The sequence below is a fragment of the Williamsia sp. R60 genome (assembly GCF_054063855.1).
In genome coordinates, this window is sequence record NZ_JBSSGR010000001.1 from 419,214 (window position 1) to 431,728 (window position 12,515).

Annotated in this window: 12 protein-coding genes; 11 read left to right on the top strand and 1 reads right to left on the bottom strand. The window is 65.8% G+C overall.

Annotated features, from left to right (window positions below):
* Position 1: 1 nt before the first annotated feature.
* From ACVWY6_RS01830 to ccsB, 11 genes are all read left to right on the top strand, one after another.
* A complete protein-coding gene (locus ACVWY6_RS01830) occupies positions 2 to 865 on the top strand; it encodes a carbohydrate ABC transporter permease (protein ID WP_457535850.1) in 864 nt (287 codons plus the stop codon).
* The gene (locus tag ACVWY6_RS01835; RefSeq protein ID WP_023961386.1) at positions 862 to 2,001 is read left to right on the top strand and encodes an ABC transporter ATP-binding protein; all 1,140 of its coding nucleotides are present in this window, start codon (positions 862 to 864) and stop codon (positions 1,999 to 2,001) included. Before ACVWY6_RS01830 ends, ACVWY6_RS01835 begins: the two co-directional genes overlap by 4 nt.
* Positions 1,998 to 3,143 (top strand): ABC transporter ATP-binding protein, encoded by a 1,146-nt coding sequence (locus ACVWY6_RS01840; protein WP_457535852.1) that lies wholly within the window; start codon positions 1,998 to 2,000, stop codon positions 3,141 to 3,143. Before ACVWY6_RS01835 ends, ACVWY6_RS01840 begins: the two co-directional genes overlap by 4 nt.
* A complete protein-coding gene (locus ACVWY6_RS01845; protein ID WP_457535854.1) occupies positions 3,140 to 4,921 on the top strand; it encodes a dihydroxyacetone kinase family protein in 1,782 nt (593 codons plus the stop codon). Before ACVWY6_RS01840 ends, ACVWY6_RS01845 begins: the two co-directional genes overlap by 4 nt.
* Positions 4,918 to 5,403, top strand: a complete 486-nt coding sequence (locus ACVWY6_RS01850) for a ribose-5-phosphate isomerase (protein WP_023961388.1) — start codon at positions 4,918 to 4,920, stop codon at positions 5,401 to 5,403. Before ACVWY6_RS01845 ends, ACVWY6_RS01850 begins: the two co-directional genes overlap by 4 nt.
* A 175-nt stretch (positions 5,404 to 5,578) precedes the next feature.
* Positions 5,579 to 6,898 (top strand): glutamate-1-semialdehyde 2,1-aminomutase, encoded by a 1,320-nt coding sequence (hemL, locus tag ACVWY6_RS01855; RefSeq protein WP_457536846.1) that lies wholly within the window; start codon positions 5,579 to 5,581, stop codon positions 6,896 to 6,898.
* Complete coding sequence (locus ACVWY6_RS01860; protein ID WP_023961390.1) at positions 6,898 to 7,530, top strand: histidine phosphatase family protein; 633 nt, start codon at positions 6,898 to 6,900, stop codon at positions 7,528 to 7,530. The genes hemL and ACVWY6_RS01860 overlap by 1 nt, the downstream gene beginning before the upstream one ends.
* Positions 7,531 to 7,666: 136 nt before the next feature.
* Positions 7,667 to 8,212, top strand: a complete 546-nt coding sequence (locus ACVWY6_RS01865; RefSeq protein WP_457536848.1) for a TlpA family protein disulfide reductase — start codon at positions 7,667 to 7,669, stop codon at positions 8,210 to 8,212.
* A gap of 8 nt (positions 8,213 to 8,220) precedes the next feature.
* Positions 8,221 to 9,042 carry a cytochrome c biogenesis CcdA family protein gene (locus tag ACVWY6_RS01870; protein WP_400729129.1) on the top strand — a complete coding sequence of 274 codons (822 nt, stop codon included), beginning with the start codon at positions 8,221 to 8,223 and terminating at the stop codon, positions 9,040 to 9,042.
* Positions 9,039 to 10,829 carry a cytochrome c biogenesis protein ResB gene (resB, locus tag ACVWY6_RS01875; protein WP_457535856.1) on the top strand — a complete coding sequence of 597 codons (1,791 nt, stop codon included), beginning with the start codon at positions 9,039 to 9,041 and terminating at the stop codon, positions 10,827 to 10,829. The genes ACVWY6_RS01870 and resB overlap by 4 nt, the downstream gene beginning before the upstream one ends.
* Positions 10,830 to 10,852: 23 nt before the next feature.
* Entirely contained in the window at positions 10,853 to 11,827 is a 975-nt protein-coding gene (gene ccsB / locus ACVWY6_RS01880; protein WP_457535857.1) for a c-type cytochrome biogenesis protein CcsB, read from the top strand.
* 47 nt (positions 11,828 to 11,874) lie between these two features.
* Here ccsB and ACVWY6_RS01885 read toward each other — a convergent pair whose 3' ends face one another.
* Positions 11,875 to 12,297: a helix-turn-helix domain-containing protein gene (locus tag ACVWY6_RS01885; RefSeq protein WP_023961395.1), complete on the bottom strand. Its 423-nt coding sequence runs from the start codon at positions 12,295 to 12,297 to the stop codon at positions 11,875 to 11,877.
* Positions 12,298 to 12,515: the final 218 nt, after the last annotated feature.

Consider the following 12,515-nt stretch of genomic DNA (forward strand, 5'->3'; position numbering starts at 1 on the left):
CATGGCGCGTGAACTCTTGCCCGGTCAAAAACGATTCACCGTCGGGTCGATTGCGGCCGACCTCACCCTGATCGCGTGGTTCATCTTCTCGCTGTTCCCGATCATCTGGATGGTGATCCTCTCGCTGAAGAACACCGAGCAGCAGACCAGCACCTACTTCTCCTTCAGTCCCACCCTGGAGAACTTCTCGACGGTGCTGTCCAACAAGGGAACCGAGCTGACCAGCGTCGACTTCAAGGCGTCGCTGCTGACCAGCCTGATCAACTGTGGTGGTGCGGTCATCGTGTCGCTGGTCATCGGAATCCCCGCGGCTTACGCGGCCGGCCGGTGGAAGTACCGCGGCAGTGAGGATCTGATGTTCCAGATGCTCTCGTTCCGGTTCGCCCCCGAGCTCATGGTGATCGTCCCGCTGTTCGTGATCTACAACCAGATCGGGCTCTTCGACACCAACGTCGGAATGATCTGGGTGCTGCAGCTGGTCACCATGCCGCTGGTGGTGTGGATCCTGCGTTCCTACTTCCAGGATCTGCCCGAAGACCTGGAGCAGGCGGCCCTGCTGGACGGCTACACCCGGTCCAGGGCGTTCGTGATGGTGGCGCTGCCGCTGGTCCGGCCGGGCATCGCGGCCGCCGGACTGCTGGCATTCATCTTCGCCTGGAACAACTACGTGTTCCCGTTGATCCTCGCCGACAGCAATGCCGGTGTGACGGTGGCGATCACCAAGTTCCTCGGCGGTGGCGGTCAGGCCTATTACAACCTCACCGCGGCAGCTGCGGTCATCGCGGCGCTGCCCCCGCTGATCCTCGCGCTGACCATTCAGCGCTACCTCGTCCGCGGTCTCTCGTTTGGAGCGGTGAAAGCATGAGCACTCTCAGGCTCGACAACCTCAGCAAGAACTACGGCAAGACGGTCGGCATCAAGGACCTGTCCCTCGACATCGCGGACGGCGAGTTCTTTGTCATCCTCGGACCCAGTGGCGCGGGAAAGACCACCACCCTCAAGTCGATTGCCGGTCTGGTCGACGTCGATGCCGGGTCGGTGCACATCGGCGGCGTCGACATGACACTGGTGGAGCCCTACCGCCGGAACGTGGCGATGGCGTTCGAGAGCTACGCGCTGTATCCGCAGAAGACGGTGTCGCAGAACCTCGAATCGCCGCTGAAGTCGGGACGGACGGGCAAGTACACCGACGCCGAACGCAAGCAGCGCATCGATCAGGTCACCACCACACTGGGCATTAACCATCTGCTCGAGCGCTTCCCCCGTGAGTTGTCCAACGGACAGCGACAGCGTGTTGCGCTCGGCCGGGTGCTGGTGCGGCCGGCGGATGTCTACCTGCTCGACGAACCGCTCAGTCACCTCGACGCCAAGCTCCGCGCGGCGATGCGTGCCGAGCTGAAGCAACTCGGCCAGATGTCGAGTACCACCACCATTTACGTCACGCACGACTACCAGGAGGCGCTCGCGCTCGGTGATCGCATCGGGGTGCTGCGCGACGGAGAACTGGTCCAGGTCGGCACGCCAGAGCAGATCTGGCGCAGCCCGGCCGACACCTTCGTGGCGAAGTCGCTGGGGCAGCCCGAGATCAACGTCGTCGACGCTGTGATCGATGGTTCGACCGCGCGGCTGGGCGACGGATCGGGAAGGGTGCGGGTGCCGGACGGCGTGATGGCGTCGTCGGGCGACCGTGTGCGGGTCGGACTGCGGCCCTGTGATCTGAAGGTGCTGGGTCGCGGCGAGCGGATCCCCGACGATGCGATGCAGTTGCACGGTCGGGTGATGCTGGCCGAGCGACTCGGCCGGAACGTGGAGCTCACCATCGACTCGTGTGGACGGCAGATCATCGCATTGTCAAGCGGGCGCGAACATTTCGCGGAAGGCGCCGAGGTGAGCCTCACCGTCGCCACCCGCGATGTCCACGTGTTCGACGACGAGCGGGCCGGCACGGACAGTGTGCGGCTGATATCGAACGTGCAATCGGAAATGGAGGCAACCCGGTGAGCTCGACGACCATTCCCGCCCCGAATCAGGTGTCGTCTGACGTCGCCAAGAGCCTGACCCTCGACAAGCTGGTGAAGACGTACTCGGCCCGCGGTCGCGAGAGTTTCCAGGCGGTCAAGGGCATCGATCTGACCATCGCCCCAGGAGAACTCGTAGCATTGCTCGGTCCTTCGGGCTGTGGCAAGACGACAACCCTGCGCATGATCGCCGGTCTGGAAACCGTCACCTCCGGTTCGATCAAGGTGGGAGACAAAGAGATCTCACAGTTGCCCGCAGCCAAACGGGGCATCGGTGTGGGGTTCGAAAGCTACGCCCTGTACCCGCCCATGTCGATCCGCGACAATCTCGCGTACGGCCTCAAGGCGCGCAAGGTTTCCGGTGCCGATCAGCTGGTGGAGACCATCGCCAGTCGTTTGGAGATGGAAGACCTTCTGCCGCTTCGGCCGGCGAGCCTGTCGAGTGGTCAGAAGCAGCGGGTCGCGCTGGCGCGAGCGCTCGTCCGCAACCCACCGGTACTGCTGCTGGACGAGCCGCTGAGTCACCTCGACGCATCGGCCCGGCAACGGGTGCGCCGCGAACTCAAGGTGCTGCAGCGCGAATTTGGATACACCACCATCGTGGTCACGCACGACCAGGTCGAGGCACTCTCGCTCGCCGACCGTCTCGCCGTGATGAACCACGGCGTGATCCAGCAGTTCGGCACGCCGGACGAGGTCTTCGACGACCCGGCCAATCTCTTTGTCGCCGAGTTCGTGGGCGAACCGCAGATCAACGTGCTACGCGGTGTCACCCGCACGATCGACCAGACGGTTTTCGTCGAGATCGGTCGTGGTGCAGGACGATTGGCGACCACCGTGCGTGGCCCGATCGCCGATGGCACCCGCGTGTCGGTGGGGTTGCGACCGCAGGATTGCTCGGTTGTCCGGGCCGCCGGTGATCCGACCGTGTCGGCGTCGGTGGCGTACTTCGAGCATCTCCTGGAGTTCGGGCTGGCCACGTGCACGGTCAGTGGCATCGAGGAAGGGATCGTTGTACAGACGCCCGCCGAGGACCACTTCACCACCGACCAGAAGATCGAGATCGGCGCCCCACCCGAGCGCGTGTACCTCTTCGACGCCGATGGCGGGGAGCGGTTGCGATGACCCGGTTGTTCAACGATCCGTCGCGGTTCTCCGAGGACATGCTCGCGGGCTTCTGCGATGCCAATTCCCGGTACGTCGCGGCCGTGCCCGGGGGAGTGGTGCGTGCGCACCGGACGCCACCGGGCAAGGTCGCGGTGGTGGTCGGCGGCGGCTCCGGTCACTACCCCGCGTTCTGCGGCGTCGTGGGCCCGGGGTTCGCCGACGGGGCCGTGGTGGGCAACATCTTCACCTCGCCGTCCACCGACGAGGCCACCTCGGTGGCCCGCGCTGCCGACGGCGGTGCCGGCGTGTTGCTGACCACCGGAAACTACGCGGGCGACGTGATGAACTTCGGGCTCGCCGTGCAACAGCTGCGGGCCGAGGGAATCGACGCGCACTACCTTGCGGTCACCGACGACGTCGCCAGTGCACCGGCCGGTGAAGAGTCCCGACGGCGAGGCATCGCAGGCGATTTCACGGTGTTCCGGTGTGCCGGTGCCGCGGCCGATGCCGGGCGGGACATGGCGGGCGTCCTCGACATCGCCCGGCGGGCCAACGACGCGACGCGCACACTTGGTGTCGCTTTCGACGGATGCACGATGCCCGGGGCAGATGCCCCGCTGTTCACCGTCCCGGCCGGGAAGATGGGTGTGGGCCTCGGCATCCATGGTGAACCGGGTATCGCCGACGAGCCGATGCCGACAGCCGAGGAACTGGCCCGCACACTGGTCGACGGCGTGCTGGCCGCAGCTCCCACCACCGACTCGAACCGGATCGCCGTGATCCTCAACGGGCTCGGCCGCACCAAATACGAAGAACTGTTCGTGGTGTGGTCCACGGCGTCGGCGCTGCTTCGCGAGGCGGGGTACACCCTGATCGATCCCGAGGTGGGGGAGCTGGTGACCAGCCTCGACATGGCCGGTTGTTCGCTCACCGTGATGTGGCTCGACGACGACCTCGAGCGTTTCTGGACTGCCCCCGCCGACACCCCTGCCTACCGGAAGATGACCGGCGACCACGTCGGCCCGTCGATGGGTGATGCGCAGTTACGTTCGAAGACAGATGAAGTCGCGGTCGCCGCGGCCCCCGCGTTGGCATCTCTCTCGGACGAGGCGGGCCGCCGCACCGGACAGGTGGTCGGCGAGGCATTGCACGCCCTTGCCGATGCGGTGGCCGGCGCCGAGACGGAACTCGGCCGCATCGATGCCGTGGCAGGCGACGGCGACCACGGCCGCGGAATGGTCAAGGGCAGTTCGGCCGCTGTCGCCGCGGCCGATGAGGCCATAGCCGCTCAGGCGGGCGCCGCATCGGTACTCGCCGCCGCCGGAAAAGCCTGGGCCGCAAAGGCAGGCGGCACCTCGGGTGTGTTGTGGGGTGCGCTGCTCGGTGCACTCGGCGCCCGGCTCGGCGACACAGGTTCACCAGATACCGCACTGCTCGGTGCCGGTCTGCGCGACGGGTATCAGGCACTTGTCGATCTCGGCGGTGCTGCGCCCGGCGACAAGACGATGCTCGACGCGCTCGGGCCCTTTGTCGAAGAGATCGAACGACAGGCCGCCGAGGGCGTCGGCTGGCACGACGCCTGGTCGGCCGCCGCAGTGGTGGCCGACGAGTCCGCACAGGCCACAGCTCGACTACGACCGAAGGTCGGCCGTGCCCGGCCCCTCGCCGAACGCAGCGTCGGGACACCCGATGCCGGCGCGATCTCACTGGCGCTGTCGGTGCAGGCGATCGCCGACCGAACCAGCGCCCTCGTGGGCGCAGGGCACTCAAGCGATGAGAGGACATCTCACTCATGACCGATTCACAGAACTCCGGCGCACTACGCATCGTCATCGGATCCGACGACGCGGGCTACGAGTACAAGGAGACCCTCAAGGCTGACCTGCAGTCCGACGGAAGGGTCGACAGCGTCGTCGACGTCGGTGTCGGTGCCGACGACCAGACCGCGTACCCGCACGTCGCGGTGACAGCCGCGCGAATGGTTGCCGAGGGCAAGGCCGACCGCGCGCTGCTGGTGTGCGGCACCGGGCTCGGTGTGGCCATCAGTGCCAACAAGGTGCCGGGTGTGCGGGCGGTGACCGCGCACGACAGCTTCTCCGTCGAGCGGTCGGTGCTCAGCAACAACGCCCAGGTGCTGTGTTTCGGACAGCGGGTGGTCGGGCTCGAATTGGCCCGCCGGCTGGCCCGTGAGTGGCTCGATTACACCTTCGACCCCGAAAGTGCCTCGGCCGGAAAGGTCGCCGCCATCGACGACTACGAGCACAAGACCGCCGGCTGAGGCAGAACTTGGTGGGTCCGGGTAGAACGTTTCTCCCCGGTCGCGTTCCCCGGGCCCACCATTCCCACCGTAGAAAACGAAGGCCCCACCGTAGAAAACGAAGGTCCCACCGCAGATTGCGAAAGCCTGGACCATCCATGGCCGGGGTCACATCAGGACATTTGCCACACTGGAGATCGTGCCGCACACCACCGACCGTTCCGCCCAGCTGTTCGAGCGCGCGTCGCGCTCCATACCCGGCGGGGTCAACTCGCCGGTTCGTGCCTTCAACTCGGTTGGGGGTACACCCCGATTCATCTCCAGTGCCTCCGGGTACCGGCTGAACGATGCCGACGGCAACAGCTACGTCGACCTCGTCTCCAGCTGGGGGCCGATGATCCTCGGTCACGCCCATCCGGCCGTCGTCGAGGCGGTGCAGACAGCCGCGACCACAGGTTTGTCGTTCGGTGCACCCACCGAGGCCGAGATCGATCTGGCCGAGGAGATCATCGCGCGGGTCGACCCGGTGCAGCAGGTCCGGCTGGTGAACTCGGGTACCGAGGCCACCATGTCGGCGGTCCGGCTGGCCCGCGGGTTCACCGGTCGCAGCAAGATCATCAAGTTCTCCGGCTGCTACCACGGCCACGTAGACGCGCTGCTGGCCGACGCGGGTTCGGGCGTCGCGACCCTCGGGCTGCCGACGTCGCCCGGTGTCACCGGCGCGCAGGCGCAGGACACCATCGTGCTCCCGTACAACGACCTCACCGCGGTTCGCGAGACCTTTGCCACGTACCCCGGACAGATCGCCGCCATCATCACCGAGGCGGCGGCAGGCAACATGGGGGCGGTGGCCCCGGTCGACGGCTTCAACCAGGGCCTCAAAGACATCACGTCGGCAGATGGCGCCCTGTTGATCATCGACGAGGTGATGACGGGGTTCCGCGTCAGCAAAGCCGGCTGGTTCGGCCTCGAGGGTGTCGCAGGTGACCTCTACACCTTCGGAAAGGTGATGAGCGGCGGCCTGCCTGCCGCTGCCTTCGGTGGCCGCGCCGACATCATGGCCTACCTCGCGCCGGCCGGCCCGGTCTACCAGGCCGGCACCCTGTCCGGTAACCCCGTCGCGGTGGCGGCCGGTCTCGCCACCCTGCGCCACGCCGACGACTCCGTGTACGCGGCACTCGACGCCAATTCCAAACAGCTCGGTTCCCTGATCGGCGAGGCGCTCACCGCGGAGGGAGTCGGCCACCGCGTCCAGTTCGCAGGCAACCTGGTCAGTGTCTTCTTCACCACGCGACCCGATGCTGCGATCAACGACTACGCGGCCGTGAAGAACACCGAGACCTGGCGTTTTGCGCCGTTCTTCCACGCGTTGCTCGACGCCGGGGTATATCCGCCGCCCAGTGCGTTCGAAGCCTGGTTTGTATCCGCGGCGCTGGACGGGGATGCTTTCGGTGTCATTGCCGACGCACTACCGGCAGCCGCGGCCGCGGCTGCACGTGCTCGGAAGGAGAACTGATGCAGCAGCGCACCATCGTGCACATGATGCGGCACGGCGAGGTACACAACCCGGACGGCATTCTTTACGGACGCCTGTCGGGCTTCCATCTCTCCGAGCTGGGCGCGTCCCAGGCGCAAAAGGTCGCCGACTCCCTGGCCGACCACGACATCACCCACGTGTTCGCGTCGCCGCTGCAGCGTGCGCAGGAGACGGCCACTCCCATCGCCGCCTCGCACGGCCTGGAGATCATCACCGACGAGGGTTTGATCGAAGCCGAAAACACCTTCGAGGGCCTGCGCGTCTCGGCGGGCGACGGAGCTCTGCGTCGCCCGCGGCACTGGCCCAAACTGCGCGACCCGTTCACTCCCAGCTGGGGCGAGCCCTACATCCAGCTCGCGCACCGCATGCTCGCCGTCGCCAACAAGGCGCGCGAGGAAGCTCGTGGCCACGAGGCCGTGTGCGTCAGCCATCAGCTGCCCGTCTACACGCTGCGCCGTTTCCTCGAGGGCCAGCGTCTCTGGCACGACCCGCGTAAGCGGCAGTGCTCGCTGGCGTCGCTGACCAGCCTTTTGTACGACGGCGATGCACTCGTCGACATCGTGTACTCCGAGCCGGCCGGATCATCTGATCCGCTCGCCACAGGAGCTTGAGGGAAAACGGAACATCTTGACGGCGAACGACAATGGGGGCCGACTCGGCCGCGGGCGCAGTGTCGCGCACGTATTGGCCCCGTTGGGATGGCGACTGGGTCTACTGGCCGTCCTCGGCCTGGTGACCCTGCTCGTGATGACGGCGTGCAGCACCGGCGATGACGCGGTCGCCCAGGGCGACACGTTCGAGTTCGTCTCGCCCGGCGGCAAGACGGTCATCTTCTACGATCCTCCCGCCGAGCGCGGCAAGGTGGCCGCCATCTCCGGCGAGGACCTGCTCGACGACACCAAGACCATCAACCTGTCCGACTTCGCAGGCCAGGTCGTGGTGATCAACGTGTGGGGTTCGTGGTGTGGCCCGTGCCGCGGCGAGGCCGCGGCCTTGGAGCAGGTGTACGAAGCCACCAAGGCCCAGGGCGTTAGTTTTCTCGGTATCGACCTGCGCGACGAGAAGAGCACGGCACGTGACTTCGTGAAGGACCGCGGCGTCACCTACCCGTCGATCTTCGACTTCCCGGGCCGCACATTGGCCAAGCTCACCACCCCCACATCTGTGGTTCCGACCACCCTTGTCCTCGACCGCGACCACCGCGCGGCCGCTGTGTTCCTCAAGGCGATCACCGCCGAAGAGTTGCAGCCCGTCGTCGAGCGGGTTGCCGCCGAAAGTGCGCCGCAGCAATGACGCCGGTGATGCTGAGCTCCGGAGCCCAGAGCACGGCAACGCTCGCCGGTGTGGGGGACAGCTTCTCCAACACCGTCTCGACGGGCCCACTTTTGCTGGCCCTCGGCGCGTGTGTGCTGGCCGGTCTGGTCTCCTTCGCCTCGCCGTGTGTGGTGCCACTGGTGCCCGGCTACCTCTCCTACCTTGCCGGTCTCGTCGGAGCCGAGGCGCCGGCGATGTCGCCCAAGGAGTCGAGAAAGGCTGGGCGACTTCGGGTCACCGGTGCTGCGCTGCTGTTTGTCCTCGGCTTCACGGTGGTGTTTGTCCTCGCCACCGCATCGGTATTCGGGATCACGAGCACGTTCATCGTCAATCGTGAACTGCTGCAACGCATCGGCGGAGTTGTCACCATCATCATGGGGCTGGTGTTCATCGGGCTGATCCCGATGTTGCAGCGCGACGCGAGGTTTCATCCGCGACTGGTGTCCAATCTCGTCGGCGCGCCCTTGCTCGGCGCAGTGTTTGCACTCGGCTGGACACCGTGCCTCGGTCCCACCCTTGCTGCCGTCATCACCACCGCGAGCGGCACCGAGGGTGCAACGGCTGCGCGTGGGGTCACCCTGATCGTCTTCTACTGCCTCGGCCTGGGGTTGCCGTTCGTCCTGCTGGCCTTCGGCTCCGCGTGGGCTCTGCGTGCGGTGGGCTGGATGCGCCGTCACGCCCGGGCCATCCAGATCTTCGGAGGTGTACTACTGGTTGTCGTGGGCGTGGCACTGGTGACCGGACTGTGGGATCAGTTCATCGTCTGGGTCCGCGACATGTTCGTCACCGACACGGTGCTGCCGATATGACCGCCACCGCGACCAGGGCGCCGCAGCCGGGCAAGGTGCCGCCGCCCAGCCCGATCAAGCGCTACCTCCTGTGGCCCGCGCGTAATCTCTGGCGCTCGCTGACGTCCATGCGCACCGCGCTGGCCCTGTTGTTCCTTCTCGCCTTGGCCGCGGTACCCGGCGCGCTGCTGCCACAACGCGACCTCAACGAGCAGAAGACCCAGCAGTACATCGCCGACCACGGCTTCTTCGGTGAGCTGTTCGACAAACTGCAGATGTACGACGTCTTCGGCAGTGTCTGGTTCACCGCGATCTATGCGCTGCTGTTCATCTCCCTGGTCGGGTGCCTCACCCCGCGCATGGTGGAACACGCCAAGTCGCTCCGGGCGCGTCCGGTGGCCGCCCCGCGCAACCTCGGACGGTTGCCGCGGCACGAGAGCCACGAGGTGGACGGCGGCCCCGAGGCCATCGCGGAGCGGATCAACAGCGGCCTGCGGGGATGGCGTAAGACCACCCGGACCACGCAGCGCACCGAAGCCGACGGCTCGGTCGTCACCGTCACCGAGATCTCCGCCGAGAAGGGTTATCTGCGCGAGTTCGGAAACCTGGTCTTCCACTTCGCTCTCCTGGCGCTGCTCGTCTCGATCGCGGCAGGCAAGTTGTACGGCTACGAGGGCACCCGAATTCTGGTGGCCAACGGCGACGAGGGCCTGTGCAACACCTCCACGGCGGTCTACGACTCGTTCCGGGCCGGCAACCTGGTCGACGGCACCAACCTCAACGAGTTCTGCATGCAGGTCGACTCGTTCGAGGCCAAGTTCCTGCCCACCGGCCAGCCCGAGGACTACAGCTCGAAGGTGCGGTACCAGGTCGGCGACGACATCGACGGCGACACCTGGAAAGACGCAGAGGTCAAGGTCAACCACCCGCTGCGGATCGCAGGCGACCGGATCTACCTGCTGGGCAACGGCTTCGCCCCCACCTTCACCGTCACCTTCCCGAACGGCGAGACCCGTTCGCAGACCGTCCCGTTCCAGCCCAACGAGCTGCAGACGATGATGTCGAGCGGTGCGGCCCGGTTCGACACCCCCGCCGGGCTGTACCCGAACGAGGACGAGCGCCGCAAGAACCAGATCGCGATCGAGGGGCTGTTCGCGCCGACGGCCGTGTTCCACGGCGGCCTGATGACGTCGTCGTTCCCGCTGCCGGAGAACCCCGCCGTCGCCGTCGACATCTACCAGGGTGACACCGGCCTCGACACCGGCCGTCCGCAGAATGTGTTCAGCCTGGACGTCAACCTGATCAACCAGGGCAGGTTGCTCAAGAAGGAGCGGGTCAACCTCCAGCAGGGAGAGAAGGCGACCCTGGAGAACGGCACCACCGTTTCCTTCGACGGCTATCAACGCTGGGTGTCGATGCAGGTGTCCCACGACCCGGCCCAGAACTGGGTCCTCGGTTCGTCGATCGCGATGCTGGCCGGACTGCTGGTCTCGCTGTTGATCAAGCGCCGCCGTGTCTGGGCCCGGATCACACCACTGGCCGCAGGTACGAGCCTTGACGATGCCGGTGCGCGGGCGCCCGCAGACGCCGCAGATCACGCTGGCGATTCCGCCCACGGACCGGATTCTCAGAATCGGCTCGAGACCTCTACTCTGGGTGTGCGACGCTGTGTAGTAGAGATGGCCGGGCTGGCCCGGACCGACCAGGCCGGATGGGGAGAAGGCTTCCCCGACATGGTCGCCGACCTGCTGGGGATCACCCCGCCGGCGTCCGGCAATCAAGCCACACAGGGCAACAAGCGTAAGTAGCGATCGGCTGCGGAAGGTGAGCGATGGACGTCAACGAGACGCTGTCCCGATATTCGGATCTGTGCTTCGGGACCGCGCTGACGGTCTACGTACTGGCGATGGTCATGTTCCTGGCCGCGCTGGCCAGCAAGCGACAGGTCGTCGAGAAGTCGGCTGAACTCGTCGCAGCAGGCGCCGGCCCCACCGTGGCGCCGGCGTCGGACATCCGTACCCCGGGCAAGCTCGAGACGGCGGCCAAGGCACCGCTCGGTGATCGGCTGGCCAAGATGGCGTTCGGCGTGGTGTTGCTCGCGACCGCGCTGCAGATCGGGTCGATCGTCCTTCGTGGTTTCGCGACCGGTCGCGCTCCGTGGGGCAACATGTACGAGTTCGTCTCGATCTCGTGTGCGGCGGGCATGGTCGCCGCCCTGTTCGTGCTCCGTAAACGCGAATACCGGCCGCTGCTCGGGTTCGTCCTGTTGCCCGTCGTGATCCTGCTGTTCATCGCAGGCACCTACCTGTACACGAACGCCGCCCCGGTGGTGCCCGCCCTCAAGTCGTACTGGCTTGCCATCCACGTCTCGATCGTCGCGACGGGTTCAGGGGTGTTCCTGGTATCCGGTGTCGCGAGCATCCTGTACCTGCTGAAGCTCAAATACCCCAACCCGAGCGACCGATTCTGGGGACGCATCCTGCAACGCGTGCCACCCGCGCAGACCCTGGATCGACTGGCCTACAAGACCGTGGTCTTCGCCTTCCCCCTCTTCGGGCTCGGCGTGATCTGCGGAGCCATCTGGGCCGAAGCGGCATGGGGCCGATTCTGGGGCTGGGATCCCAAGGAGACGGTGTCGTTCATCGCCTGGGTGATCTATGCGGCCTACCTACACGCCCGGGCAACCGCGGGCTGGCGCAACACCGCCGCCGCGTGGATCAACATCGCCGGTTTCGTGGCGATGTTGTTCAACCTCTTCATCATCAATCTGGTTGTGTCCGGCCTACATTCGTACGCCGGACTCTGACCTGACCCGAGGTGGACCGCCGGACCCGAGGGTCCGCCGGACCATGCTCACTCGTCGCGGTCGGCCTGCTGCTTCTTGACGACCTTGAGTAGCTCGATGACCACGTCGAGGGTGTCGGTGGAGATGGCCTCTTGGCGGAACGCGGCCAGGTGCGCGCCGGTCTCGGCGGCCATCTGGACGTACTCACGCTGCTGCTCTACCCGCTTGAGGTCTTCGTCGGGATCGGTCAGGAAATAAGTGACGCTGATCTCAAATGCTCGCGAGATCGCTTCGACGGTGCGGAACGACGGGGTTTTGGCCTTGCCCGTACGAAGCTGCGAGATGTACGCATCGCTGAGCGTGTATCCCAGCTGGTTGGCCTTCAGCGCGATCTTCTTGCCGGTGTAAGGGATACCGTTTTCGTCGCGCACCGTGCTGAACAGCTCATTCAGGTGCTCGGCAAAGCTCTTTCCATCTTGTACAGCTGCCACTTCTCTATCTCCCAGACCTCTAATTTGACCCCGGCGGTATTGCAGGATCGAACTAGACCGAGACTCTACCTTTAAAGTTCGCAAAATGGGTACCCAGAAAAGCACGCCGAACCAAGGGTTGACTTACTTAACTTTGTCCGCACTTTCGCGCCCGAAACCGTCGGTGTCCGCAGAGAGAACCTGGACGTTGGTTCAACAAACTTTGGACAGTTGTGCAG